The 24,619-nt window shown below is 65.0% G+C and carries 22 protein-coding genes; 5 read left to right on the top strand and 17 right to left on the bottom strand.

Annotation, left to right across the window (positions count from 1 at the left end; genetic code table 11):
* The first annotated feature begins 8 nt into the window (after window positions 1-8).
* Entirely contained in the window at window positions 9-197 is a 189-nt protein-coding gene (locus EDC62_RS00870; protein ID WP_124219413.1) for a hypothetical protein, read from the top strand.
* A gap of 140 nt (window positions 198-337) precedes the next feature.
* Here the strand turns inward: EDC62_RS00870 and phoB are convergent, their stop codons facing one another.
* From phoB to EDC62_RS12930, 8 genes are all read right to left on the bottom strand, one after another.
* Window positions 338-1,063: a phosphate regulon transcriptional regulator PhoB gene (gene phoB / locus EDC62_RS00875; RefSeq protein ID WP_124219415.1), complete on the bottom strand. Its 726-nt coding sequence runs from the start codon at window positions 1,061-1,063 to the stop codon at window positions 338-340.
* Window positions 1,060-1,761, bottom strand: a complete 702-nt coding sequence (gene phoU, locus EDC62_RS00880; RefSeq protein WP_124219417.1) for a phosphate signaling complex protein PhoU — start codon at window positions 1,759-1,761, stop codon at window positions 1,060-1,062. Before phoU ends, phoB begins: the two co-directional genes overlap by 4 nt.
* A 2-nt stretch (window positions 1,762-1,763) precedes the next feature.
* Complete coding sequence (gene pstB, locus EDC62_RS00885; RefSeq protein WP_211330910.1) at window positions 1,764-2,561, bottom strand: phosphate ABC transporter ATP-binding protein PstB; 798 nt, start codon at window positions 2,559-2,561, stop codon at window positions 1,764-1,766.
* A gap of 79 nt (window positions 2,562-2,640) precedes the next feature.
* Window positions 2,641-4,296, bottom strand: a complete 1,656-nt coding sequence (pstA, locus tag EDC62_RS00890) for a phosphate ABC transporter permease PstA (RefSeq protein ID WP_124219421.1) — start codon at window positions 4,294-4,296, stop codon at window positions 2,641-2,643.
* Window positions 4,297-4,330: 34 nt separating this feature from the next.
* Complete coding sequence (locus tag EDC62_RS00895) at window positions 4,331-6,598, bottom strand: ABC transporter permease subunit (protein ID WP_124219423.1); 2,268 nt, start codon at window positions 6,596-6,598, stop codon at window positions 4,331-4,333.
* Window positions 6,599-6,856: 258 nt separating this feature from the next.
* Window positions 6,857-7,477, bottom strand: a complete 621-nt coding sequence (locus EDC62_RS00900; protein WP_124219425.1) for a hypothetical protein — start codon at window positions 7,475-7,477, stop codon at window positions 6,857-6,859.
* A gap of 67 nt (window positions 7,478-7,544) precedes the next feature.
* The gene (locus tag EDC62_RS00905; RefSeq protein ID WP_124219428.1) at window positions 7,545-8,525 is read right to left on the bottom strand and encodes a PstS family phosphate ABC transporter substrate-binding protein; all 981 of its coding nucleotides are present in this window, start codon (window positions 8,523-8,525) and stop codon (window positions 7,545-7,547) included.
* The gene (locus EDC62_RS12930) at window positions 8,525-8,782 is read right to left on the bottom strand and encodes a hypothetical protein (RefSeq protein ID WP_170158991.1); all 258 of its coding nucleotides are present in this window, start codon (window positions 8,780-8,782) and stop codon (window positions 8,525-8,527) included. Before EDC62_RS12930 ends, EDC62_RS00905 begins: the two co-directional genes overlap by 1 nt.
* Between EDC62_RS12930 and EDC62_RS00910 the strand changes: the two genes are divergently transcribed.
* Window positions 8,705-10,210, top strand: a complete 1,506-nt coding sequence (locus tag EDC62_RS00910; protein WP_124219430.1) for a Ppx/GppA phosphatase family protein — start codon at window positions 8,705-8,707, stop codon at window positions 10,208-10,210. The genes EDC62_RS12930 and EDC62_RS00910 overlap by 78 nt on opposite strands.
* Window positions 10,211-10,354: 144 nt before the next feature.
* On the opposite strand, the gene EDC62_RS00915 is transcribed toward EDC62_RS00910, so the two are convergent.
* The 3 genes from EDC62_RS00915 to EDC62_RS00925 form a co-directional block, all read right to left on the bottom strand.
* The gene (locus EDC62_RS00915) at window positions 10,355-10,816 is read right to left on the bottom strand and encodes a SixA phosphatase family protein (protein ID WP_124219432.1); all 462 of its coding nucleotides are present in this window, start codon (window positions 10,814-10,816) and stop codon (window positions 10,355-10,357) included.
* Complete coding sequence (ppk1, locus tag EDC62_RS00920) at window positions 10,807-12,963, bottom strand: polyphosphate kinase 1 (protein ID WP_124219434.1); 2,157 nt, start codon at window positions 12,961-12,963, stop codon at window positions 10,807-10,809. The genes EDC62_RS00915 and ppk1 overlap by 10 nt, the downstream gene beginning before the upstream one ends.
* Before the next feature lie 411 nt (window positions 12,964-13,374).
* Complete coding sequence (locus EDC62_RS00925; protein ID WP_124219437.1) at window positions 13,375-14,217, bottom strand: GNAT family N-acetyltransferase; 843 nt, start codon at window positions 14,215-14,217, stop codon at window positions 13,375-13,377.
* 301 nt (window positions 14,218-14,518) lie between these two features.
* Here EDC62_RS00925 and EDC62_RS00930 point away from each other — a divergent pair, with 301 nt between their 5' ends.
* A complete protein-coding gene (locus tag EDC62_RS00930; protein ID WP_124219439.1) occupies window positions 14,519-15,031 on the top strand; it encodes an arsenate reductase ArsC in 513 nt (170 codons plus the stop codon).
* The gene (gene arsB / locus EDC62_RS00935; RefSeq protein WP_124219442.1) at window positions 15,028-16,095 is read left to right on the top strand and encodes an ACR3 family arsenite efflux transporter; all 1,068 of its coding nucleotides are present in this window, start codon (window positions 15,028-15,030) and stop codon (window positions 16,093-16,095) included. Before EDC62_RS00930 ends, arsB begins: the two co-directional genes overlap by 4 nt.
* An 86-nt stretch (window positions 16,096-16,181) precedes the next feature.
* Here the strand turns inward: arsB and EDC62_RS00940 are convergent, their stop codons facing one another.
* From EDC62_RS00940 to EDC62_RS00950, 3 genes are all read right to left on the bottom strand, one after another.
* Window positions 16,182-16,427, bottom strand: coding sequence for a DUF2789 domain-containing protein (locus tag EDC62_RS00940; protein WP_425469944.1), 246 nt, complete (start codon window positions 16,425-16,427; stop codon window positions 16,182-16,184).
* A gap of 88 nt (window positions 16,428-16,515) precedes the next feature.
* On the bottom strand, window positions 16,516-18,309 hold the full coding sequence (locus EDC62_RS00945) for an N-acetylglutaminylglutamine amidotransferase (RefSeq protein ID WP_124219445.1): 1,794 nt from the start codon (window positions 18,307-18,309) through the stop codon (window positions 16,516-16,518).
* A gap of 3 nt (window positions 18,310-18,312) precedes the next feature.
* Entirely contained in the window at window positions 18,313-19,668 is a 1,356-nt protein-coding gene (locus EDC62_RS00950) for a hypothetical protein (RefSeq protein ID WP_124219447.1), read from the bottom strand.
* Between the two features lie 157 nt (window positions 19,669-19,825).
* On the opposite strand from EDC62_RS00950, the gene EDC62_RS00955 reads away from it, so the two are divergent.
* Window positions 19,826-20,581 (top strand): PP2C family protein-serine/threonine phosphatase, encoded by a 756-nt coding sequence (locus EDC62_RS00955; protein WP_124219449.1) that lies wholly within the window; start codon window positions 19,826-19,828, stop codon window positions 20,579-20,581.
* Window positions 20,582-20,757: 176 nt separating this feature from the next.
* Here the strand turns inward: EDC62_RS00955 and zapE are convergent, their stop codons facing one another.
* Genes zapE through odhB form a run of 3 tightly spaced genes read right to left on the bottom strand, consistent with a single transcriptional unit; the run spans window position 20,758 to window position 24,604 of the window.
* Window positions 20,758-21,861 carry a cell division protein ZapE gene (gene zapE / locus EDC62_RS00960; protein WP_124219461.1) on the bottom strand — a complete coding sequence of 368 codons (1,104 nt, stop codon included), beginning with the start codon at window positions 21,859-21,861 and terminating at the stop codon, window positions 20,758-20,760.
* A gap of 13 nt (window positions 21,862-21,874) precedes the next feature.
* Window positions 21,875-23,317: a dihydrolipoyl dehydrogenase gene (lpdA, locus tag EDC62_RS00965; protein WP_124219463.1), complete on the bottom strand. Its 1,443-nt coding sequence runs from the start codon at window positions 23,315-23,317 to the stop codon at window positions 21,875-21,877.
* A 12-nt stretch (window positions 23,318-23,329) separates the two neighbouring features.
* Window positions 23,330-24,604 carry a 2-oxoglutarate dehydrogenase complex dihydrolipoyllysine-residue succinyltransferase gene (odhB, locus tag EDC62_RS00970; RefSeq protein WP_124219466.1) on the bottom strand — a complete coding sequence of 425 codons (1,275 nt, stop codon included), beginning with the start codon at window positions 24,602-24,604 and terminating at the stop codon, window positions 23,330-23,332.
* Window positions 24,605-24,619: the final 15 nt, after the last annotated feature.

The following is a 24,619-nucleotide window of genomic DNA, read 5'->3' on the forward strand; positions in this document are numbered from 1 at the left end:
ATGTGTTGATGTTTCAGCAATTTTCGCTGCGCAGGCCCTTCACCTTTTGGGTGAGCGCTGCGCACCCGGTCGAGCCACCCTCGGGTGCGGGGGCGGCGTTGCAAATCCTCGCCATGGCGCCCGCCATGGCTGCGGTTTGCGCCTTGCCCGCGCGCCCGATGACGGCCCGCCCGGGCGCGCCCAACTGCCGGATTTAGGATCATGCTGCAAGTATCGGGTGCAAAGCGACCGGCACCCTGCGCTTCCTCAACTCCGCGCACTCGGGTTCCGCGGTGCGCTCAATGGACGCGCCCCCAGACGGACGGGCGACGGGCGCGCCAGACAGCCGCTCAGACGGTCAGCGCTGAGCTTCGGGACCCGCCGACGCCACCCCCGTCGCGAGCGCGGTCAGGCGATAACCTGCACCGCGCACGGTTTCGATCATTGCACTGGCCGCCCCGAGCGCTTCCCGCAGCCGCTTGACATGGACATCGACCGTTCGCTCCTCGATGAAGACATGGTCGCCCCAGACCTTGTCGAGCAACTGGCCCCGGCTGTGCACCCGTTCCGGGTGCTGCATGAAATAGTGCAGCAGCTTGAATTCGGTCGGACCGAGTTTGATCGGCTGTTGTTGCCAAGTCACCCGATGCGTCGCCGCATCCAGCACCAATTCACCAATCCGTACCACCCCATCGACGGGCGCCGGCGCGCGCCGGCGCAACACCGCGCGGATGCGCGCCAACAGCTCTTTCGTCGAAAATGGCTTGGTGATGTAGTCGTCCGCGCCTGCATCGAGACCGCTGACGCGGTCGGCCTCATCGGTGCGCGCGGTCAGCATGAGCAAGGGGACGTCTTTGGTGCGTGGATCGCTGCGCCAGCGTTTGGCGAGCGCGAGCCCGCTCGAGCCAGGAAGCATCCAGTCGAGCAGGATGACGTCGGGCAGCACACTGTCGAGCTCACGCTGTGCCGCTTCCGCATCCATTGCCCAAATCGGCGCAAACCCGTTGTGGCGCAGGTTCACGGCGATCAGCTCAGCGATCGAGGACTCATCCTCGACGATCAGCACCCGAGGCACACGTCTCATCGGACGGCGTTCTCCACCTGTTCGAGCGACACGTGCCGGATGTCCGTCCCGCGGGTGATGAAGATGATTTGCTCGGCCAGGTTCTTCGCATGGTCGCCGACGCGTTCGATGGCCTTGGCGATGAACACCAAGTCCAGGCTCGCGCTGATGGTGCGCGGGTCTTCCATCATGTAGGTGACGAGCTTGCGCATGAAGCCGTTGAACTCGACATCGATGGCGTCGTCCTCTTTGAGGATTTCGAGGGCCATGCGCTCATCCATGCGGGCAAAGGCGTCGAGCGCCTTGCGCAGCTGGTTCATCGCGAGCTCGAACGCGAGCTGCAGGTCCGCAATCGGCAAGGGCCGCGGCACGCCGTCGTGGGCCAGTGCGAGCACCATGCGTGCGATGCGCGACACCTCGTCTCCCGCCCGCTCGAGGTTGGTCGTCGCCTTGTAAATCGCCACCAGCAGACGCAAATCGCGGGCGGTGGGCTGGCGCCGGCTGATGATCGAGGAGATTTCTCGGTCGATTTCGACCTCGAAGGCGTTCACCTCGGACTCGAGCCGCAGGACTTCGTGCGCACGATCGGTATCGAAGTTTTTCAGCGCCTCCATCGCGGCGCGCATCTGGGATTCGACCAAACCACCCATCTCCATCAGGCGGCTCGTCGCGACGGTCAACTCAGCGTCGAATTGGCTCGAAATGTGCTTGTCACCCATGATCAACCAAACCTTCCTGTGATGTAGTCTTCCGTTTCTGAGCGGTTGGGCTTGAAGAAGATTTGCTCCGTCTCGCCGTACTCGATCAGGTCTCCGAGGTACATGTAGGCGGTGTAGTCCGACACCCGCGCCGCCTGCTGCATGTTGTGGGTCACGATCACGATCGTGAAGCGGTCCTTGAGCTCGATGAGCAGTTCCTCGATCTTGGCGGTCGAAATCGGGTCGAGCGCCGAACACGGCTCATCGAGCAGCAAGACATCGGGTTCGAGCGCAATCGCCCGCGCAATGACCAGTCGCTGCTGCTGCCCACCTGAGAGGCTCAGGCCGTTGGAATCGAGCCGGTCTTTGACTTCGTCCCACAGCGCGGCGCCTTTGAGCGAGCGCTCCACCGTGTCGTCGAGCTGCGCCTTGTCCTTGATGCCCAGCAGCCGCAGGCCATAGGCCACGTTCTCATAGATGGACTTTGGGAAGGGGTTGGGCTTTTGGAACACCATGCCCACGCGCCGCCGCAATTGGGCGACGTTGACGCCCGGCGCATAGATGTCCCGCCCTTCGTGGATGATCGAGCCCTCGATCCGGCAGTTGTCGACCAGGTCGTTCATGCGGTTGAAGCAGCGCAGCAGCGTGGACTTGCCGCAGCCGCTGGGGCCAATGAAGGCCACCACCCGCTTCTTCGGGATGACCATGTTGATGTTGCGCAGCGCCTGCTTGGAGCCGTAGTAGAGGTTGAGACTTTTGACCTCGAGGCTGGCTTCCTGTTCCGACAGCGGGGGCAGCGGCGCGAAGGCTTTTTCGGCCATCTGCGGGACGACCTTGCGGGGAGAGTCCGTGAGCGTGTTCATGGTTCGCGTGTTCGGTGTTGAGGATACGAAAGGGGCATCAGACCGTTTCGAGACCGCGGAACTGCTCGCGCAGCCGGTTGCGCAAGCGGATCGCGAACAGGTTCAAGCCCAGAATGATGAGCACGAGCAGCAGCGCCGTCGCATACACCAGCGGACGGGCCGCCTCGACGTTCGGGCTTTGGAAGCCGACGTCGTAGATGTGAAAGCCCAGGTGCATGAACTTGCGGTCGAGGTGGATGAAAGGGAAATAGCCATCCAGCGGCAGCGCGGGTGCCAGCTTCACGACGCCGACGAGCATCAGGGGCGCGACTTCCCCGGCGGCCCTCGCCACCGCGAGGATCAAGCCGGTCATCATCGCCGGACTGGCCATCGGCAGGACCGTGCGCCAAAGCGTCTCTGCCTTGGTCGCGCCCAGCGCCAGGCTGCCTTCGCGTACCGAACGGGGCACACGGGCCAAGCCCTCTTCGGTCGAAACGATGACCACGGGCAAGGTCAGCAAGGCCAGGGTCAGCGAGGCCCACAAAATGCCGGGCGTACCAAAGGTTGGCGCCGGCAGGGCTTCAGGGAAGAACAGCCGGTCGATGTTGCCACCGAGCAAATAAACGAAGAAGCCCAGGCCAAAGACGCCATAGACGATCGACGGCACCCCGGCGAGGTTGTTGACCGAGATCCGGATGATGCGAATCAGCGGGCCTTGCTTGGCGTATTCGCGCATGTAGATCGCCGCCATCACGCCAAAGGGCGTCACGATGACCGACATCAGCAGCACCATCATGACCGTTCCGAAGATGGCCGGGAAAATGCCGCCCTCGGTGTTGGCTTCGCGCGGATCGTCCGTCAGGAATTCCCAGAACTTACGCCCGTAATGCACGAATTTTTCGCCCAGATTCATCGCGTTGGGTCGATAGATGTCCGCGATGACGGCGAATTTCACTTCCTTCTCCTGGCCGTCCATGATCTCGGCCACGAGCGAATCCCGAGCGATCTCGTCCCGCAGCTTCTGCAACTGGGCCTGCAGCACGGAGAACTCCTCATCGAGTTTGGCTCGGCGCTGCTCGAGGCTGGCCTTGAGTTCGGGCGTCAGCGCATTCCTGATTTCCGCCCGACGCTGCTCGAGCCGCAGCTGCTCGATCCGATAGTTGACATCGCCGATGTCTTTTTTCTCGAGCTTATAGATCTGCGCAAACAGCTTCTTCGCGCGGTCGAATCGGGCCTGTGCCTGCACCCAGGCCTGAGGTCCCTCGGCGACGACCTGGTCGTTTTCCTTGACCGCCTTGAGGTGCCCGTAAAAATTGCCCCACTCGCGGCGCTCGATGGTGATGAGATCTTGCGGAAAAGCAATCGGCCCCAAGAGGGGTTCAGGGAACCAGCGGAAATCGGCACCCGTCACGTCCCGGTTCCCCATCTTGAAGAGCGCCCGGGTGACGAATTTTTCCTGACTGTCGATGTTGAAGCCCGAATCGCGCAGGCGCCGCACCGCGACTTCTTCACGTTCGCGGATTTCACCGATGAGGCGGATCTTCGAGCCATCCCGCTCGGTGAAGCTGGTTTCAGCGACCGCCTTGGGCCAAAAATGCCCGAGCCCCCGCCCTGCCGTGAGCAACAGTACGGAAACCACCATCACCACCGCGAGCGCGACCGCCCCAGCGGTGAGCCAGATGCCGGGACTACCGGATTTGAACCAGTCTTTCATGACTTCTCGTGGCCTTCTATTTCTATAGGAGCAATCAAACCGTGCTGTACTTTTCGCGCAAGCGCTGCCGAACCAACTCGGCCACGGTGTTCACGATGAAGGTGAACGCAAACAGAATCAGCGCCGAGAGGAACAGCAACCGGTAGTGGGTTTCACCCACGCCGGCCTCGGGCATTTCGACGCCGATGTTGGCCGACAAGGTGCGAAAGCCGGTGAACATGCTGAAATCCATGACTGCGGTGTTGCCGGTGGCCATGAGCACGATCATGGTTTCACCCACCGCCCGCCCCAAGCCGATCATGACGGCCGAGAAAATACCGGGGCTTGCCGTCTGCAGCACCACCCGGGTCAGCGTCTGCCAAGGCGTCGCGCCCAACGCGAGCGAGCCGGCGGTCAGGTGTTTGGGCACCGAGAAGATCGCGTCCTCGGCGATCGAAAAGATCGTCGGCGTCACGGCAAACCCCATGGCGATCCCGACGACGAGGGAGTTGCGCTGCTCGAACTTGATGCCCATGGTGTTGCTCAACCAGTACGGCATGTCGCCGCCAAAGAAAGCCGCTTCGATCGGGTGACCGAGGCTGAGCAGTCCCCAGAACAACACCAGGATGATGGGGATCAGCAAGGCGGCTTCCCAGCCCGCGGGCACCCGGTCGCGCCAGGGGCCGGGCAACCGGTAATAAATCAACGATGCCAGCAGAATGCCAAACGGGAACAGCACCAGGCACAACAACACGCCGGCCAGGTTGTTTTCGACATAGGGCGCGAGCCACAAGCCCGCCAGAAAACCCAGCACCACCGTCGGCAAAGCCTGCATGATTTCGATCGTGGGCTTGACGATGGAACTCATGCGCGGGGACATGAAATACGCCGTGAAGATGGCGCCCAGCAAAGCGAGCGGTACGGCCACGATCATCGCGTAGAACGCCGCTTTCAAGGTGCCATAGGTCAGCGGCGCCAGGCTGAATTTCGGCTCGAAATCCGCGTTTGCCGCAGCCGATTGCCAGGCGTAAACCGGCTCCTCATAGCCCTCGTACCAGACTTTGCCCCACAGAGCGCTCCAGGACACCTCGGGATAGTTGTTCTCGACCGCAGCGACATAGGTCTGGCCCTGATCGTCCTGCGCGATGTAACCGTTGCCGCGCGGCGGAAGGGCCAGAGCGACGATGGGGCGATCACTGAGTTCTCGGGTGAAGAGTTGGCGGTTCGAGGTCGCAAAATAAACGCCGATTTCCCCGCGGTCACTGCCCGCGCTGAAGCCCTTGCGATGGAACTCGGGCGCCAGCGTGCGAATGGCGCCGTCCATGGGCTTGAAGCTACGGATCTTGCGCAGTTTGAAATGGGTGCCCTCGACCCGGACGGGGAACCACTGCGTGAGGCTGCCCTTGTCGGTGCCGACGATCAGTGAAAAGCCGCCACTGAGCATCGTGAGGGCGGTGACCCGCTCCTCAGGGGCGGCGATGTCGAGGGTCTCGAGCAGCTTGGGTGCAGCCTTGTCGGAAATGTCGTAGCGCAGCAGCGTGCGGTCGCCACTGAGCACATACATTTCGCGCTGCTTGTCTTCGATCAGGATGTCGCGCACCTCGCGCGGTGCGGGGCTGATCTCGGATTGCTGAATTTCGCTCTTTTCCTCACCTGTGATGGGGTTGCGCTCGACCTTCACGCCCGACAGGAACAAGCGGCCGCCTTCGGTCAAAGCCGCGACCGTCGAGCCTTCCTCAGACTGCTGCATACCGAGGCGCGCCACCGCGCTGCCGTCGGTCGCGATCTTCAGCGGCGCTTCGCCCAGGGGGAAGGCCACATCGGGGTCGATCCGGCGCGTGCTGCCCTCGAACGAGACCTTGAACTCGGGCTTGAGCACCAACACCGAACCATCGGACAAGCCGAGCCCCATCGCATAGGTCGACAGCGCGCCGCGAGAGAACGCAGTGACTCGGGTGTCCTTGGGCAGCGGCACGGCCAGCTCTTTGAGCGGCTGGCCGGAGCCATAGGCGAAAAAATGAAGCGCCGGGGCCGCGGTCACGCGCAGCCCGATTTCGCGCTGTTCTTCGGCGGTGTAGAGCAAGCTTGGCGACGCAGACCCGCCAGGGACGGCAAATCGGGCTTCATCATGCACCTCGGGCGGCGTGAACAAGGGCAGAACGACACTACCGAGATAGACAAAGATGGCCAAAATGGCAGCGATGACGCCGATGCCGCCCACGGACATGACCCGTTGAAACAACCGGTCTCGCAGCATGCGCCCGGCCATGGCCGTCTGCATGGTGGCGGCGTTCTGGCTTTGCTTTGTGGCTGAGGTGCTCATCTGTATGGCTTTTGAAGTCTTAGGGCAACGCTGAACAAGTCCCTCGCGCGTCGCGCATCCCGGCTGCGGGCGGTCTGCTTCGTTGCAAATCCTCGCCATAGCTACGGCTATGGCTGCGGTTTGCGCCTCGCATCCCATCCCGCGGCCGGGCGCGCGCCATCGCGGGAACTTATTCAGCGTTGCCTTAGGCGCCAGGTTCTCCCTGTCTGGCAAAAAAGACGGGCCCGGCTGGCCCGTCACAGATTCGTCATCTTACTGTCACTTCATGCCATGCAGCGACTTGAACTTCTCGATGCGCGCGGTCGGCCGGCCTTGCTTGGCCGTCTCGGTGTTGAGCACCCAAACCAGCGTCGCGCCCTTGGGGCCCGCGCCGATGTCGCTCATCGCCAGACCCACCTCGCCCGACTGAATGAAGGACTTCATGTCGGCATAACGGTCGAAGACGTAGAAACGCCCGTCCTTGACAACCTCGCCGTAGAAGTCTTTGGCGTTGGCCTCGATCTTGCCGTCGTAGAGCTGCTCGGCCAAACCCGGGCCCTTCGCTTTGACGTCTTCATTGCTGAGCGCAAACACCACCGTTTGTCCGGCTGGGCCCGCGCCGATGCGGGTCTGCCGCAGCGCCACTTCTTCGGTATCGAGATAGATCAGGTAGAGCTTGGGGTCGGTGAAATAGTAGAGGCGCCCGTCTTCGGGCATGGCGACGAACAGGTTTTGGACCCGGCTCGCTGCCTTTTCGGCGGGCGCGGGCGCTGCCGCTGGGCTACCCGCAGGCGCGGCCGAGGGGGCGTTGGTGTTGGACGGCGTGCTGGCACAGCCACCGAGAAACAGCGTCGACGCCTCGAGAAGCGCAACCGCGGCGGGCAATAGGTATCGTTTCATGAGTCAATTCCTTGGTTGAGCAGCCGGGCCCAGCCAGCGCCAGGCCCGGCTTCAGGATTGCCTGCGCTTACTTTTGCAGCTCGTCGAGAGCTTTTTTGGCCATGGTGGCCGGCAGCGGCACGAAGCCGTCCTTCACGACGACCTTTTGACCCTGCTGCGACAGCACCAGCTTGAAGAACTCACGCTCCAGCGGCGGCAGGGCTTGGTTCGGTTTCTTGTTCACGTACACATAGAGCACGCGCGCCAGCGGGTAGGTTCCATCGAGCGCGTGCTTGGGATCGGCTTCGACGTAAGGATCACCCTTTTTCTTCGACAGCGGCACGGCGCGCACACCCGAGGTCTTGTAGCCGATGCCCGAGTAACCGATCGCGTTGAGCTGCGAAGACACCGACTGGACGACGGAGGCCGACCCGGGTTGCTCGGCCACGTTCTTCTTCAGGTCGCCCTTGCACAGCGCGTGCTCTTTGAAATAACCATAAGTGCCCGAGACCGAGTTGCGGCTGTAGAGCGCGATGTCGCGGTTGGTCCAGTCGCCGGTCAGGCCCACCTGCCCCCACTTGGTGATGTCGGTCGGGTGGCCGCATTTGCGCGTGGACGAGAAAATCGCGTCGACTTCCGGAATGCTCAAGCCCTTGATGGGGTTGTCTTTGTTGACGTAGACGGCGAGCGCGTCGATGGCGACCGGCACCGCGGTCGGCTTGTAGCCGTGCTTCTTCTCGAACGCCTCGACTTCCTTGGCGGTCATCATCCGGCTCATGGGGCCGAAGTTCGAGGTGCCCTCGGTCAGGGCCGGCGGCGCAGTCGAGGAGCCCGCGCCCTGGATCTGGATGTTGACGTTGGGGTAGAGGCGCTTGTATTCCTCAGCCCAGAGCGTCATGAGGTTGTTGAGGGTGTCCGAGCCGATGCTCGTGAAGTTGCCAGCCACACCGGAGGCCTTTTGGTAGACGGGCAGGTTGGGATCGACCTGCACGGCTTGCGCGTACGCCGTTTGGGCCACCAGCCCGACGCTCAACAGGCCCAGGGCGGCCCACCATTTCTTCAGCTTCATCACAACTCCTTGCGGTTGAAATCCATGACCACGGCAATTGCACGGGTGAGCGCACTGTACGACGCAAAAATGACAGTTTCGTGAACGTCACGAAGCCGCCGGCGAGCCCCCTCGCGCGGGCATGGCGGCGGGGTAGGATGCGAGCTGCGCTTGTTCTGCACCCAAAAACCGCCTCGCTCATGGAAAACGGAACCCTGCTTGCCGCCATCGATCTCGGATCGAACAGTTTTCGGCTCGAAATCGGGCGATTCGAGCATGGCTTGATCCGCCGCGTCGAGTACCTGAAAGAAACGGTGCGCCAGGGCGCCGGCCTCGACGAGGACCGCAATCTGACGGCCGAAGCGATGCAGCGCGGCTGGGCTTGCCTGGCGCGGTTTTCCGAGCGGCTGGCCGGCTTTTCCCGCCGGCAGGTGCGCGCAGTGGCGACGCAAACGCTGCGTGAGGCCCGCAACCGGGATGTTTTCCTGGCCGGCGCGCAGCAGATCCTCGGCTTTCCGATCGACGTGGTCGCTGGGCGGGAGGAGGCGCGCCTGATCTACCTCGGCGTCGCGCACCTGCTGCCGGCCAGCGAAGAGCGTCGGCTGGTGGTCGATATCGGCGGGCGGTCGACGGAGCTGATTCTGGGCGTGGGCTACGAGCCTTTGGTCATGGAGTCGTTCCGGGTGGGTTCGGTGGCGTGGTCGATGCGGCATTTCCCGGACGGTCGCTTGACCGAGCGCGCCTTTCAGCATGCCGACGTGGCCGCCAAGGCCGTGCTCGACGAAGCCCTCGCGGCCTTCCCGCGGGAGCGCTGGGATACCGCCTATGGGGCTTCCGGGACCATCGGCGCCGTCGGTGACGCGCTGGCGGCGGCAGGATGGCCCGCCGGCACGATCGACCGCGCGGGCCTCGACTGGCTGCAGGAGCGGCTGTTGCGAGCCCGCACCGTCGAGCGCATCGTGATCGAGGGCATCAAAGAGGATCGGCGAGCGGTCATCGGCGGCGGCCTCTCAGTGCTGCGGGCCGTGTTCGATCTGCTGCAAATCGACCGTCTGCATGTGGCCGCTGGCGCCTTGCGCCATGGCGTGCTCTACGACCTGATCGACCGCGAAGCCCGTGCGACCGACCCGCGGGTGGCGACCGTGACGCGTCTGGCGCGCCGCTTCGAGGTCGACGCCGAGCAGGCCGACCGCGTCTCGCGCACGGCCCTGGCCCTGTTTGGGCAGACCGTGTCCGAAGGGTCTACCGAAGCCGAGCGCGAGCGGCTCGAGCGCAAGCTGAACTGGGCGGCGCAACTGCATGAGATCGGCGCACAGATCTCGCACAGCAACTACCACCGCCACGGCGCCTACATCCTCGACAACGCCGATGCACCCGGCTTTTCGCTGCCGGAGTTGCACCGGCTGAGCCAACTCGTGCTGGGGCACCGCGGCAAGCTGCGCAAGCTCGACCCCGATCTGATCGCGGACACGGTGTTCGCGCGCCAGCTCATGGCCCTGCGCCTGGCCGCCCTGCTCTGCCATGCGCGGCGCGACCCCGACCTCGAAGGGCTGACGCTCCAGTTCGATGATCGCCGGCTGCGGCGCTTCGTGCTGACGGCCCGCGAGGGCTGGGCTGCAGCCTGGCCTCAGAGCGCGCACCTGCTGCATGAAGAATCGCTGGCCTGGCAAAAAACGCCTTGGCAGCTCAAGCTGGTCGGCCTTTGAAGCCCCGCCGCCGACTCATCCCAGACCCGCCCATCAGGGCCGTGGTGCCGAGCGGAAACCTCGTTCGCTCCTGATTTCAGAGCAATGAAAGACCGAATGATGCCGGTGTCCGCCCAATTGAGCCAAATTTTCGGTCTATGAGCGTCAAAGCAGCTCTGGACTTTGAACCGTGCGCACCAGGGTTTGCCACTGGCCATCGCGCTCGCGAGCGCGCAGCCACCACAGCGCGCCCTTGCGAACGGCGCAACTGCCGGAGGCCAGCCCCAGCACCTGCGCGATCGCCTCGCCGAGGGCGGGCTGGTGCCCAACGACGACGACGAGTTGCTTTCCGGTGGGCCACTGCACCAGATTGAGCAAGTCGGACGCGCTGCCGTCGGGCGCGAGTTCCGCTCGCAGCTTGTAGCGCCGCTTGAGCGCCCGGGCGGTCTGCTCCGTGCGCACGGCTGGACTGCACAGCACCCGCGCGCCCTCGGGCAACTGGCGCTCGAGCCAATCGGCCATGCGTGCCGCCTGCTTTTCGCCCTTGGCGGTCAGGCGCCGGGACAGGTCATCCTGCCCCTCGGCGGCGACTTCGGCCTCGGCATGGCGCCAAAGAATCAACTCCATACGCCCCCCGCCTCGCCGTTGGCCCCTTTGGCACCGTAGCGGCGCATGAGCGTTTGCTGCGCGCTGATGCCGTGCGGGCGATGGATGCGCCGGTAATGTCCGTCGGGCATCAGTTCCCAGGCGTCGTGCGTGTCTTGCAGGTAGGCATGCAAGCACTCGTCGACGATGCGTCGGCGCAGCGCCGGATCCTCCACCGGCCAGGCAACCTCGATGCGGCGCAGCATGTTGCGGTTCATCCAGTCGGCACTCGATAGGTAGAGCACCTCGTCGTCGCCGCAGCGGAAATAAAAGACCCGCGAATGCTCCAGGAAGCGGCCGACGATCGAGCGGACTTGGATGTTCTCGGTCTGCCCCGGCACGCCAGCGGGCAGCATGCAGGCGCCGCGCACGATGAGCCGGATCTTCGCCCCCTGCTGCCCGGCGGCGATGAGCGCCCGGATCAGCGCCTCATCAGTCAGCGCGTTGATCTTGACGAGGATTTCCACCGCCTGGCCAGCGCCAGCCGCCCGACCCAATTCCCCGATGCGCTCGATCAGCCGCCGATGCAGGCTGAAGGGCGCGAGCCACAGCCGGTTCAGGCGCGGCAAGCGGGTCTGGCTTGCAATGTGGACGAAGACATGGTCCATGTCGGCGGTGAGCCGTGCATCGGCCGTGAGGTAGCTCAGGTCGGTGTAGAGCCGCGCGGTGCGCGGGTTGTAGTTGCCGGTGGAGAGGTGCCCGTAGCGGCGCAGATAACGCCCCTCGCGGCGCGTGACAAGCAGCATCTTCGCGTGCGTCTTGAGCCCGACCACACCGTAAACCACCTGCGCGCCCACCGACTCGAGCGCCTCGGCCCAGTTGATGTTGGCCTCCTCGTCGAAACGGGCTTTGAGCTCGACCACGGCGGTCACCTCCTTGCCCCGACGCACGGCCTCGCGCAGCAGGTCGAGCAACTGCGGGTCCGACCCGGTGCGATAAATCGTCTGTTTGATCGCCAGCACCTGCGGGTCGTGGACGGCCTCACGCAAGAAGGCGAGCACGCCCTCGAAGCTCTCATAAGGCTGGTGGATGAGGACGTCGCCTTCTTTCAAGCGCGCAAAGATCGAAACGCCCGGCACCATCTGAAGCGGAAAGCGCGGCGCATACGGGGGAAACAGCAGATCGGGCCGCCCCACCAGATCGATGAGCTGCGTGAGGCGAGACAAATTCACGGGGCCGGCGACTCGGTACAGCGCGGCATCGGGCAATCCGAACTGCTCGAGCAAAAAGCGGCTCAACTCCTCGGCACAGCCCGCCGACACCTCGAGCCGCACCGGCTGCCCGTAGTGCCGATGCACCAGCCCCTGGCGCAGCGCGGTCCGCAGATCTTTGACGTCCTCCTCGTCGACTTCGAGGTCCGAATGCCGCGTGACCCGGAACTGCGAAAACTGCCCGACCTGGCGGCCCGGGAACAAATCGGCCAGGTGCGAGCGGATGATGCTCGAGAGCGAAACCAAGAGCGTGCGCCCACCCGAGACCTTCTCCGGCAGACGGATGAGGCGCGGCAAGACCCGAGGCACTTTGACGATGGCGATGTCGTTGTCGCGGCCAAACGCGTCCTCACCCGAGAGGCGCACGATGAAGTTCAAGGACTTGTTGGCCACCTGCGGGAACGGGTGTGCCGGGTCGAGGCTGACCGGAATCAGCAGCGGGCGCACCTCGCGCTCGAAATAGGCTTTGACCCAGCGCCGCTGTGCGGCATCGCGCTCGCTGTGCCCTAGGACAAAGATGTTTTCCCGCGCGAGCGCCGGCATCAGCTCGTCGTTGTAGACCGCGTACTGGCGCTGCACCAGCTGGCGCGCCGCCTGCGCGAGGGCGACGTAACTATCCGCGGTGTAGCTGCCCCGCGCCTGGCCCGAGAGCATCGCGTTGAGATGCGGCTCGGCACGCACCTCGAAAAACTCGTCGAGATTGGCCGACACGATGCAGAGATAGCGCAAGCGCTCGAGCAGTGGCACATCGGCGCGGCTGGCCCAGTCGAGCACGCGCTCGTTGAATGCGAGGATGCTGTGATCGCGGTCGAGCAGCCGTAAGGGCTGCTCGGATGCCGCGCCACCCGCGCCGGGCGGCTGCGCTTGGTGGGCTGTGCTCGTTTGACTTTGGGGGGATCGGGCGCTTTTGACAGACATCAGCGAAATTCCAGCGACGGATTCATGACCGATTGTTGACGACTTTTCGTGACGCTGGCGTGACAAGCCTGGTGATTTCCCCTGTCGCGGGTGCAGGATCGATCCGCCGCAGGGGCACTAGATGCTCCATCACGCCCGAGGATGCGCCGAGGAAATACCGCAGCACCGCATAGCCGATGCCACGCGGAGGGCGGGTGAACGCCTGCACGAACTAGGGAAATTTCGTGTAGCCGCCGCGCCCATCTTCTACGCCGTCGTCGGCACGGCCATGCGGCTGGTGCACCAGGGGACCATAAGCTGCCGAAGGCGGTTTGACCACCGGTACCGGCACGCCATCGGACGGGGCGAACGAAGCGAGATGCGCCGCGAGCGACTGCTGCAGCGTCGGATCCCGCGAGGGCACGCCCAGGCTCACGACTGGCCCAGGAAGTGCTTGCGGTAGCGCGTCGGCAGGTCGCCCAGCCGCATCAGGATGGGCAGATCGGCCGAGTTGAAGTCCGGGTCCCAGGCCGGCGGGCCCAGCACCTTGGCGCCCAGACGCAGGTAACCCTTGATGAGCGCGGGCGGCTCGACGCTGAGGCTGTCGTCCAGCTGTTCCACCGGCAGCGGCAGGCGTGGCGTGACCCAGTGCTCGATCGGCGCGAGATGTGTTTGCCGGACCTGGCGCCAGATGCTCGCCGCCACGTCACCGCTGATGACGCCGTTGTGGAGCATCGGAATGCTGGCGCAGCCGATCATGCTGTCGAGGCCGTTGCGCACCATGAATTCGCCGAGCGCGCCCCACAGCGCCATGATGACGCCGCCGTGCCGATGCCCGGGGTGCACGCAGCTGCGGCCAAGTTCGACCATGCGCGCTCGCAGGCTGCGCAGGCGGGTGAGGTCGAACTCGGTGTCGCTGTAGGTGCTGCCGACCCGCTGGGCCTGCTCCGGCGTGAGCACGCGGTAGGTGCCGATGACCTCGCCGCTGGCTTCGTCGCGCACCAGCAGGTGCTCGCAGTAGTCATCGAACAGGTCGATGTCGTGCTCGGGAATGGGGCCGGAGAGGCGCGCACCCATTTCGCCGGCGAACACGGCATATCTCAGCCTTTGCGCGGCACGGACCTCGTCCTGGTGGCGCGCCCAGGCCACGACCAGGCCTGCGCGCTCGGCCGCCGGGGCCGCCAGCGGAGCACGCGTTGCGATGCCTGGATGAAGCGACCCCCTGGGCAAGGCCACGGGCGAGAGCGCGAAGGTGGGGTTGGGGAGTTCTTTCATGCTGGGGTCTCCTGTCGACGGTCGGTGTTGAACCGGTCCCCATGCTTGCCACCTCAAATGACGCGATGATGGCCTTGGCGTGACTTTTTCATGAAATTTGCGCCCAACGCCGGCGTCAAACTTCGCTGCGGCGCTCTCATTTTTGAAGACTCGCGCCTTTCACAAAACCGTCACCATCGTTGCCGTAACATCGTCATCCCAGCGACGTCGGGCGGCGGCGCCGATCGGGTGGCCGGCTCGCTCTGGATTCAGTCCCGCCGCCCGCGGCCGCAACCGGCGCAGTCTTGCGAACATCGACACCATGCCCATGTCCCGCCCGCTCAACGTCTTGTTCCTGTGCACCCACAACTCGGCGCGCAGCATCCTTGCCGAGGCCATGCTCAATCACCTCGGCGAAGGGCGCTTTCGTGCCTACTCGGCCGGCAGCAGCCCGCGCCCGAACCAACAGCCCAACCCGCTGGCCTTGCGCGCGCTCGAGGCCGAGGGCATCTCGCCCGCGGGGCTGCACAGCAAAAGCTGGGATGTCTTTGCCGCGCCCGACGCGCCGCGCATGGACCTGATCATCACCGTCTGCGACAACGCCGCGGGCGAGGTCTGCCCGGTCTGGCCGGGTCATCCAGCGAGCGCGCATTGGGGCTACCCTGACCCCTCGAACGTCGAGGGCAGCGAGGACGAGCGGCTGCAAGCCTTCCGCGCCACGCTCGCCGCGATTGGGCGCCGGCTCGAGCGCCTGGTGGCTCAGCCGCCGGAAGCCCTCCGCCACGAATCGCTTGCCGCGACCGCACGCGCCCTGGCGCAAGAAGAGCGGCCATGAGCGCCCAGTGCGAAGTCACCGCCAAGCGCGCCGCCGCCGCGCCGATGAGCGTGTTCGAGCGCTACCTGTCGCTGTGGGTGGCGCTGTGCATCGTGGCGGGCATCGGGTTTGGGCAGCTGTTTCCCGGGCTGTTCCAGGCGATCGGTCGGCTCGAGGTGGCGCAGGTGAACCTGCCGGTGGGGCTGCTGATCTGGGTGATGATCATCCCCATGCTGCTGAAGGTGGACTTTTCCGCCCTGGGGCAGGTGCGCGCGCATGTGCGCGGCATCGGGGTGACGCTGTTCGTGAACTGGCTGGTCAAGCCGTTTTCGATGGCGCTGCTCGCGTGGTTCTTCATCCGCCACCTGTTCGCGCCGCTGCTGCCGGCCGAGCAGATCGACAGCTACATTGCGGGGCTGATTCTGCTCGCGGCCGCCCCATGCACGGCCATGGTCTTCGTCTGGAGCCGGCTGACCGGCGGCGACCCGCTCTTTACGCTCACGCAGGTGGCCCTCAACGACACCATCATGGTGTTTGCCTTTGCCCCGCTGGTCGGTTTCCTGCTCGGACTCTCGGCGATCCATGTGCCATGGGCGACGCTGTTGATCTCGGTTGGGCTCTATATCGTGCTGCCCGTGATCCTCGCGCAGTTCTGGCGGCGCCATCTGCTCGCGCGCGGTCAGGCGGCGTTCGACGCGACGCTCGAGCGCATCGGGCCTTGGTCCATCGCCGCCCTGCTCGCCACGCTGGTGCTGCTGTTTGCCTTCCAGGGCGAAGCCATCCTGCGTCAGCCTTTGGTCATCGCGCTGCTGGCGGTGCCCATCCTCGTGCAGGTGTTCTTCAACTCGGGCCTCGCCTACCTGCTCAACCGCGCGCTGGGCGAAAAGCATGAGGTCGCCGGCCCCTCGGCGCTCATCGGCGCGTCGAACTTCTTCGAACTCGCCGTCGCGACCGCCATCAGCCTGTTTGGCTTTCAGTCCGGCGCGGCGCTGGCGACCGTGGTCGGCGTGTTGATCGAAGTCCCGGTGATGCTGCTGGTGGTGCGCGTCGTCAACGCCACCCGACCTTGGTACGAGCGGCGTTGATCGCGGGTATGCCCATCGGCGCCGTCTTCGAGCCGATTACGGCCTTTTCCCGCCGTTTGCCAGCGTGAATCGGCGCCCTGTTGCTCTCATTTTTGATAGTTTTTGCGCAACAGGGTATTGAGCTCCTCGATCACCTCGGCCCAATCGGCGTCCTCGACCAACTCCTCGCGCAGAAAGGTGGCCTGCGCCGGGGTCCAGAAGGGCGCATCGGGCAGCGGGATTTCGTTGGGCAGTGGGGCGTGGGCTTCGATGAAGGCACGACGACTGGCTTCATCGGAAGGCAATCCCAGTTGCTCAAACAGTTCTTCGAGGGTGTGGACGGGCGGTTCGATCATGGTCTGAATTTGTCGTTTGGGTTGACGGGGGGTTGGTGTCACCGGCTGAGGGCTCAACCGGAACCGGGGAATCGTAGCGGCACTTTCACGGCGCGTGTCCATCCACATGGACCTGCAGCCACCATTCCAGCAAAGCCAGATGCCAGAGCTTGCTGCCCTGAATGCGGGTGAAGCTTTGCGGCCCTTCCGGGTCGGCCAACAGGCGTTCCACATAAGGCCGCTGGTACAGCCCGCGACGTCGGCAGGCGTCGGACTCGAGGATGCCGCGCATGAACGCCAAAAAAGGCCCGCGCACGTATTTGAGCGCCGGCACCGGGAAATAGCCCTTGGGCCGGTCGATGACCGCATCGGGCACGAGGCCACGGGCGATCGCCTTGAGCGGGTACTTTCCGCCCTCGCGCAGTTTGAGCTCGGGCGGCATCCGCATCGCGTGTTCGACCAGCTCATGATCGAGAAACGGCACCCGCACCTCGAGCCCCCAGGCCATCGGCATGTTGTCCACGCGCTTGACCGGGTCATCGACGATCAAGGTGGTGCAGTCCAACCGCCAGACGGCATCCAGAAAAGTGTCCGCGCCCGGGCGCTCCAGCGCATCCGCCACAAAGGCTGAGGTCACGTCGGGCACATGCCACGCCGGGGCCATCATCTCGAGATACTCGGCATGATCCCGGTCGAAGTAATGCCGGGCGAAACGTTCGAGCGGTGTGCCCGATTCGGCTTGCATCCGCGGGTACCAGAAGTAGCCGCCAAACACCTCATCGGCGCCCTGCCCGGCAAGCGCCACTTTGACCGAACGCGACACCCGCTCGCCCAGCAAGTAGAAGGCCACCACGTCGTGACTCGTCATGGGCTCGGTCATTTCGCTCAGAGCTTCGGGCAGGCGCTGCAACACCTCGGCGTTGGAGACGACGTACTTCTCATGGCGCGTGCCCAGATGCTGGGCCACCCGGTCGGAATACTGGAACTCGTCGGCCGGCTCGGCCCCGGCGCCCAAGTCTTCAAAGCCGATCGAAAAGGTGCGCAGGTCGGTCTCGCCACGCGCGAGCAAAGCCGCAAGCAAGCTCGAGTCCAGCCCGCCCGAAAGCAGCAGCCCCACGGGCACGTCCGCCGCCAGACGGCGCCGCTCCACCGCCGCCGTCAAGAGCCGCCGGGTCTCGTCGATCCATTGCGCCTCACTCAGAGGCTCGGCCGGCCGGCGCGCGTCGAGCGTCCAGTAGGTCCGCTCGCTGCGCCGCCCGGTCGCGTCGAGGGTGAGGGTGGTGGCCGGCGCGAGCTTACGCACGCCTTTCAAGATCGTCCTGGGCGCGGGCACCACCGTGTGCAGCGTGAAATGATGGTGCAAGGCGATCGGGTCGAGCTGGGTGTCGACCCCGCCACTGGCCAGCAAAGCCGGCAGGGTCGAGGCAAAGCGCAGCCGACGCCCATCGTCGCTGAGGTACAGCGGTTTGATGCCGAGCCGGTCCCGCGCCAGAAACAGTTGCCGGGCCTGTTCGTCCCAAATCGCGAACGCGAACATGCCGTGGAAACGCTCCACGCACCGTTCCCCCCAGGCCCGATAGGCTTTGAGGATGACTTCGGAGTCCCCGTTGGAGAAGAAGTGGTAACCCAGAGCCGCCAACTCCGCGCGCAGCTCGCGATAGTTGTAGATCGTCCCGTTGAACACCAGCGCGAGTTGCAACTCCGCGTCGACCATGGGCTGATTCGCGCTGGGCGAGAGGTCGATGATCGACAGCCGCCGGTGCCCGAAGGCCAGCGGGCCGTCGCTGTAACTGCCGGAATGATCGGGGCCACGCCGCGCGAGGCGATCGGACATGCGCGCCACCGCCGCGAGCTCGGGCTCCCGCCCATCGAAACGCAATTCACCACAAATGCCACACATGGCTCACATCCCTTGTGCCGTTCCCAAGCCTCGGCCCATCTCTGGAGCCGGTAACACGACGACCGGCGCAAAACCGCCTCCGGCCGTACGGAAGTTCGTCGTTTGTCCCGCGTAGATGCGCGCTGCCAGCAACTGAACCCGACCGGCGTAGGCATAGGCCCGCACGTCAAACTTCAAATCGGCACGAACGCCATCGACCTCGACCAAACGCGCTGCCGGCGCCACGAGGGCTTGCGCGACGTAGTCACCCCGCAGGATTTCCTCCCAAACCCGCCGCGTGAGTTTGTCCCCGCGATAGGCGGCCTTGGCCCCGTATCCCCCAGCAGGCTTGAAAAACAGCGTGCGACGGCGCGCCCACAGTTCCTCGGCGCGCTCCGGCGTGACGAGCTCCGTGCGCGGCACAGCCCGCTGGAGTGTCTGCCGCCAGGGCGCTTCCACACCCCAGCGGGCCAGCAACGCGTCGTCGGACAGCACAGCCAGATTGCGCTTGTCGGCGTAGAGGGCATGTGCCCTCGGATGGGGTGTGACCACCGCCGAGCCCGCGAGGTAAGCCGCGCGCAGCGCCTGACTCTCGGGTGCTTCGAAGTAAAAGTCGGTCAAGCGGTTGTAGACCAGGTCGACCGGCCGGCCTTCAGCGCTCAAGCGCCCGTCGGTCGAGGTCAACGCAGCGACATCGAGCACGCTCGCACGCAGGCCGCGCTGCTCGAAGAAGCGCTGGAACGCGACGAACTCCGGTGCCAGATACTGCTCCGACGGCCGCTCGTCGACGATGCCAACCAGCTTCGGCTGCCCCGAGCGCCCCTGCAAACACCATTCATCGAGGAACATCTCGAACACATCCTGCTCGACCTGTTCGAGCGAAGGCTCACGCCCGCTCAGCGCCCAGTCGAGCTCCTCGCAACAGGCGCGCTGTGCCCGCGCCAGCTGCAGATTGAGCATCAAGCCGCCGGCGTTGGTATTCACCTCAATCAATTTCGGGCCGCTGGCGTCGAGATGAAAGTCGAACCCCATGCACACCCCGCGCGGGCCCCAGTCGATGCGCGCGATCTCGGGCGAGCGCGCGAGCGCCTGCTGCTGGTATGCGGGCAAATGGACGACATGCTCGATGGCCGACACACACGCCGCAATCTGCTGCGCCGTCTCCTCGCTCAAAAAGACCACCGTCGACGCAAACAAATGCGGGCGATCGTGCAACCAGCGCTCGAGCGCCTGGGCCTGGTCGTTACCCGCGGCGAGTTGGCTGCGCAGCCGATCGAAGTCGAGCGAGCGACAAAAACAGTTTTGATTGAGATCTTCAGCCGTTCGCTGGTTCCAGCCCAGCCGGGGCGGCAAGAGATCGACGGAGGTTTCTGAATTCATGCGTATCGGTAGGGGCCCGCCGCCGTCGGCGCCCGGTCGGCCTGGCCCTGGGCGGGAACCAGCCGGAGCATACGCGATTCGCTGCACGTTCGAGACCCGCCGCGTCGCGCCATCGCTTTGGGTCAATAATGTCGGCTCTGCTCCCGAACCCGACACCATGAAGCAAGGCTTTCGACTCAACGCGGCGACCGGCCTGCACAAAGGCGACCGCGAGTACCAGCAGGATCAAGTCGCCATCGTCCCGCATCCGCGGGTCAGCGGCTGCGTGCTGGGCGTCGTCGCCGACGGCATGGGGGGCCGCAGCGGCGGCCGCAAGGCATCGGACCAGGTCATCCTCACGGCCCGGCAACTGTTCGAGCGCTTCGCTCCCCAGACCGACGATGCTTCCGCGCTGCTGCGCCAGATCGCCGAAGACGCGCACCTCGTCATCCGCCTCACCGCCGTGGCCGCCGAGCAAGAGCCGCACAGCACGATCGCGCTGTTCCTCATTCTTCCGTCGGGAGAGTGCACGTGGCTCCACAGTGGCGACTCCCGCCTCTATCACTTTCGCAACGGCCAGATGCTGCGCCGAACGAAGGATCACTCGTATGTGCAAACGCTGGTCGATCGGGGCGAGCTGACGGAAGAGGCGGCGCGCTCGCATCCGCAGTCGAACATCTTGATGGCTTGCCTCGGCACCGACGACCCGCTCAACCTCACCGCGTCAGACGTGGGGCCGCTCGCACCTTCCGATGTACTGCTGGCCTGCAGCGACGGGCTCTGGCACTATTTCACCGACGATGAGCTCGCTTACGTCACGGCTTCACTGAGCCCGCGCGAGGCCTGCGAATTCCTCATCGAAAAGGCGCGCGCGCGAGCCAAGGGCGGTGGCGACAACATTTCGGTCGCGATCGTGCGCATCGAGGCGCTGTAAGGCAACGCTGAATAAGTCCCCGTGATGGCGCGCGCCTGGCCGCGGGATGGGATGCGAGGCGCAAACCGCAGCCATAGCCGAAGCTATGGCGAGGATTTGCAACGAAGCAGGCCGCCCGCAGCCGGGATGCGCGGCGCGCGAGGGGCTTGTTCAGCGTTGCCGTAACACCCCAACGCTCAAGTCAGCGCAGTGTCAACGCTGCGGTGCGCGAGCGCGAGGTAGCTCGTCGACTGCATCTCCCTCAAGCGCGAAGCCGTGCGCACGAACTCATGCGCCATCGGGCCCTCGGTGTAGAGCCGCTCGGGCTCGACTTCGGCCGAGACGATGAGCTTGACCCGGCGGTCGTAGAGCACATCGACCAGCCAGGTGAAGCGGCGCGCTTCGGCGGCCATGCGCGGCGACATCGCGGGCACCCCACTCAGAAACACCGTGTGGAACTGGCTGGCGATCTCCAGATAGTCGTTTTGCGAACGCGGCCCGCCGCACAGGGTCGCGAAATCGAACCACACCACGCCGCCGGCACGCCGACGCGCCCGCACGACCCGGGACTCGATGTGTAAGACCGGGTCTTCGTCGGCGCTTGCGGCGAGCCGCCCGAAGGCCTCGTCCATCCGCGCCTCGGCTTCGGGGCTCAGCGGCGTGTGGTACAGGTCGACCGCTTCGAGCGTCAAGCGGCGGTAATCGGTTCCCGCATCGACCTCGATCACTTCCATCCGGCGCTTGATGAGTTCGATCGCCGGCAACAGACGTTCGCGGTGCAGCCCGTCGGGGTAGAGCCGGTCGGGGTGGAAGTTCGACGTGGTGACGAAGCCGACGTCATGCCGCCACAAAGCTTCGAGGACGCGCTGGAGAATCATCGCATCCGTGATGTCGGCAATGTGGAATTCGTCGAAGCAAATCAGCTTGTAGCGCTGGGCGATGCGCGCACCCAGTGCATCGATGGGGTTGACCGTGCCCTGCAGCGCGGCCAGTTCCCGGTGCACCTCGCGCATGAACTCATGGAAATGCAGCCGGGTCTTGCGCCGGATCGGCACCCCTTGGTAGAAGCAATCCATCAAGAAGCTTTTGCCGCGCCCGACGCCGCCCCAGAGATAGACGCCTTTGGGCAGCGGCGGATGTACGAGCAGCTTTTTGATGGCATTCGACCGCCGTGTGCGGTAGTCCGCCCACGCCTCGGCGCAACGCTCCAACGCGTCGATCGCGCGCCGCTGCGCGGCGTCGGCCTCATAGCCGCGCGCGGCGAGCTGACTCTCGAAGATGGGCTTGACCCAAGCCGACACGAAAGCGCCGATCTCAGAAGTTGAGCGTGCGCTTGTCGACGGCCAGCGCTGCTTCCTTCGTCGCCTCGCTCAAGGACGGATGCGCATGGCAAATCCGCGCAATGTCTTCGCTGCTGGCATGGAACTCCATGGCCATTACGGCCTCCGCAATCAATTCCGACGCCATCGGCCCGATGATGTGGACCCCAAGCACCTCGTCGGTCTTGGCGTCCGCCAGCATTTTGACCATGCCGGTCGTGTCGCCCATGGCCCGCGCGCGCCCGTTGGCGAGGAAGGGGAACGTCCCCACCTTGTAGTCCACGCCCTCGGCCTTGAGTTGCTGCTCGGTTCGACCGACCCAGGCGATTTCCGGGCTGGTGTAGATCACCCAGGGAATGGTGTTGAAGTGCACCTGAGGCAACTGCCCAGCCATGCGCTCGGCAACCGCCACGCCCTCTTCCTCGGCCTTGTGCGCCAACATCGGCCCACGCACGACATCACCGACGGCCCAAACGCCGGGGAGATTGGTGCGACACCACTCATCGACCACGATCGCCCCGCGCTCGTCGAGAGCCAGGCCGACGGCCTCGGCATTGAGACCCGCGGTGTAGGGAACGCGGCCGATCGAGACGATGAGCCGGTCGACGGCGAGTTCATGCGCCTGACCCGAGGCGTCGGTGTAGGCGATCGAAACGCCCGCCGAGCGCCCCTTGCGCTGCACCTGGACGCCACCGACCTTGACGCCCAGTTCGATCTTCAGGCCCTGTTTGTCAAAAGCCTTGCGGGCTTCACGGGCGATTTGCTCGTCCACCGCCGCCAAGAAGGTGGGCATGGCCTCGAGGATGGTCACCTCGGCGCCGAGCCGACGCCACACCGATCCCATCTCCAGACCAATCACGCCGGAGCCGATCAGAGCTAGGCGCTTGGGCACCGAGGACAACTGCAAGGCGCCGGTGTTGGAGAGCACGTATTCTTCGTCGAAGGGCACGCCGGGCAAAGCCCGAGGCGCCGAGCCAGTGGCGACAACCACCTGTTGCGCCTGCAACAGATGATCCTCCGCACCCTGCACCCGAATCTCGTAGCCGCCCTCGACGGCGCGGACGAACGAACCCCGGCCATGGAAGAACCGCACCTTGTTCTTCTTGAACAGGTAGAGGATGCCGTCGTTGTTCTGTTTGACGACCGCGTCCTTGCGGGCAATCATTTTCGGCACGTCGATCGAGAGCTTGCCGGTGCTGATGCCGTGCTCACCGAAGTGATGCTGCGCCTGTTCGTAGTATTCGGACGATTGCAGCAGCGCCTTCGACGGAATGCATCCGACGTTGGTGCAGGTGCCGCCCGGTGCCGCCCCGCCTTGGGAGTTTTTCCAGTCGTCGATGCACGCGACCTGGTAACCCAGTTGTGCCGCCCGGATCGCCGCGATATAGCCGCCAGGCCCGGCGCCAATGACGACGACGTCGAATTTGAGTTCAGCCATGATTGCCCTTCCTTAGATGTCAAAGAGCAGACGCGCCGGATCTTCGAGCGCTTCTTTCATGGCGACCAGCCCCAGCACCGCTTCGCGGCCATCGATGATGCGATGGTCGTACGACAGCGCGAGGTAGTTGATCGGACGGATCACGATCTGGCCGTTCTCCACCACCGGACGCTCCTTGGTCGCATGGACGCCAAGGATGGCCGATTGCGGCGGGTTGATGATGGGGGTCGAGAGCATGGAGCCAAAGACGCCACCGTTCGAGATGGAGAAGGTGCCGCCCGCCATCTCTTCGATCGACAGCTTGCCGTCGCGGGCCTTGACGCCGAACTCGGCGATCTTTTTCTCGATGTCGGCAAAGCTCATTTGGTCGGCATTGCGCAGGATCGGCACCACCAAGCCGCGGGGCGAGCCCACGGCGATGCCGATGTCGAAATAGCCGTGATAGATGATGTCGTTGCCGTCCACCGAAGCGTTGAGGATCGGGAACTTCTTGAGCGCATGCACCGCGGCCTTCACGAAGAAGCTCATGAAGCCGATCTTGACGCCGTGCTCCTTTTCGAAGCGCTCCTGGAAACGTTTGCGCATTTCCATCACCGGAGCCATGTTGACCTCGTTGAAGGTCGTCAGGATGGCGTTCGTCGCCTGAGATTGCAGCAGCCGCTCCGCGATCCGGGCACGCAAACGGGTCATCGGCACGCGTTGCTCCGGCCGATCGCCCAGGCCGGGCAACGCGGGAGCCGCCACCGGGGCCAGCGCCGGCTTGGCGGCCGGCGCGGCAGCAGCGGGCGTGGGGGCAGGCGCCGCTGCGGGCTTGGCTGCAGCGGCGAGCACATCACCCTTGGTGATGCGGCCATCTTTACCCGTGCCGGCAACGGCTTCGGCCGACAGGCCGCGCTCGGCCATCAGCTTGGCCGCTGCCGGCATGGCGGGCGCCGCGCCTGCGGCGGGCGCCGCGGCCGCGGATGCAGCGGCTGGCGCGGGCGCGGATGCCGGAGCTGCGACGGCCGGGGCAGGCGCGGCTGCGGGCGCCGCTGCGGCGGCGCGGCCCACCGTGTCGATGCGGGCGATCACCTGATCGGCGACCACGGTCGCGCCGTCACCGGCGACGATCTCGGCCAGCACACCGGCAGCGGGCGCCGGGACCTCGAGCACGACTTTGTCGGTTTCGACTTCGACGAGGATTTCATCCATCGCCACCGGATCGCCCGGCTTCTTCTTCCATTGCAGCAAGGTCGCTTCGGCAACCGACTCGGACAACTGGGGAACTTTGACTTCGACGTAGGACATGGGGAATTCTTTCGG

This window comes from Tibeticola sediminis (genome assembly GCF_003843835.1).
Taxonomy (GTDB): Bacteria; Pseudomonadota; Gammaproteobacteria; order Burkholderiales; family Burkholderiaceae_C; genus Tibeticola; species Tibeticola sediminis.

Excerpts from the sequence above, each read along its gene's own strand:
- EDC62_RS00870 (WP_124219413.1), top strand. The coding sequence starts at position 9 with ATGTTTCAGCAATTTTCGCTGCGCAGGCCCTTCACCTTTTGGGTGAGC.
- phoB (WP_124219415.1), bottom strand. The coding sequence starts at position 1,063 with ATGAGACGTGTGCCTCGGGTGCTGATCGTCGAGGATGAGTCCTCGATC.
- phoU (WP_124219417.1), bottom strand. The coding sequence starts at position 1,761 with ATGGGTGACAAGCACATTTCGAGCCAATTCGACGCTGAGTTGACCGTC.
- pstB (WP_211330910.1), bottom strand. The coding sequence starts at position 2,561 with ATGGCCGAAAAAGCCTTCGCGCCGCTGCCCCCGCTGTCGGAACAGGAA.
- pstA (WP_124219421.1), bottom strand. The coding sequence starts at position 4,296 with ATGAAAGACTGGTTCAAATCCGGTAGTCCCGGCATCTGGCTCACCGCT.
- EDC62_RS00895 (WP_124219423.1), bottom strand. The coding sequence starts at position 6,598 with ATGAGCACCTCAGCCACAAAGCAAAGCCAGAACGCCGCCACCATGCAG.
- EDC62_RS00900 (WP_124219425.1), bottom strand. The coding sequence starts at position 7,477 with ATGAAACGATACCTATTGCCCGCCGCGGTTGCGCTTCTCGAGGCGTCG.
- EDC62_RS00905 (WP_124219428.1), bottom strand. The coding sequence starts at position 8,525 with ATGAAGCTGAAGAAATGGTGGGCCGCCCTGGGCCTGTTGAGCGTCGGG.
- EDC62_RS00910 (WP_124219430.1), top strand. The coding sequence starts at position 8,705 with ATGGAAAACGGAACCCTGCTTGCCGCCATCGATCTCGGATCGAACAGT.
- EDC62_RS12930 (WP_170158991.1), bottom strand. The coding sequence starts at position 8,782 with ATGCTCGAATCGCCCGATTTCGAGCCGAAAACTGTTCGATCCGAGATC.
- EDC62_RS00915 (WP_124219432.1), bottom strand. The coding sequence starts at position 10,816 with ATGGAGTTGATTCTTTGGCGCCATGCCGAGGCCGAAGTCGCCGCCGAG.
- ppk1 (WP_124219434.1), bottom strand. The coding sequence starts at position 12,963 with ATGTCTGTCAAAAGCGCCCGATCCCCCCAAAGTCAAACGAGCACAGCC.
- EDC62_RS00925 (WP_124219437.1), bottom strand. The coding sequence starts at position 14,217 with ATGAAAGAACTCCCCAACCCCACCTTCGCGCTCTCGCCCGTGGCCTTG.
- EDC62_RS00930 (WP_124219439.1), top strand. The coding sequence starts at position 14,519 with ATGCCCATGTCCCGCCCGCTCAACGTCTTGTTCCTGTGCACCCACAAC.
- arsB (WP_124219442.1), top strand. The coding sequence starts at position 15,028 with ATGAGCGCCCAGTGCGAAGTCACCGCCAAGCGCGCCGCCGCCGCGCCG.
- EDC62_RS00945 (WP_124219445.1), bottom strand. The coding sequence starts at position 18,309 with ATGTGTGGCATTTGTGGTGAATTGCGTTTCGATGGGCGGGAGCCCGAG.
- EDC62_RS00950 (WP_124219447.1), bottom strand. The coding sequence starts at position 19,668 with ATGAATTCAGAAACCTCCGTCGATCTCTTGCCGCCCCGGCTGGGCTGG.
- EDC62_RS00955 (WP_124219449.1), top strand. The coding sequence starts at position 19,826 with ATGAAGCAAGGCTTTCGACTCAACGCGGCGACCGGCCTGCACAAAGGC.
- lpdA (WP_124219463.1), bottom strand. The coding sequence starts at position 23,317 with ATGGCTGAACTCAAATTCGACGTCGTCGTCATTGGCGCCGGGCCTGGC.
- odhB (WP_124219466.1), bottom strand. The coding sequence starts at position 24,604 with ATGTCCTACGTCGAAGTCAAAGTTCCCCAGTTGTCCGAGTCGGTTGCC.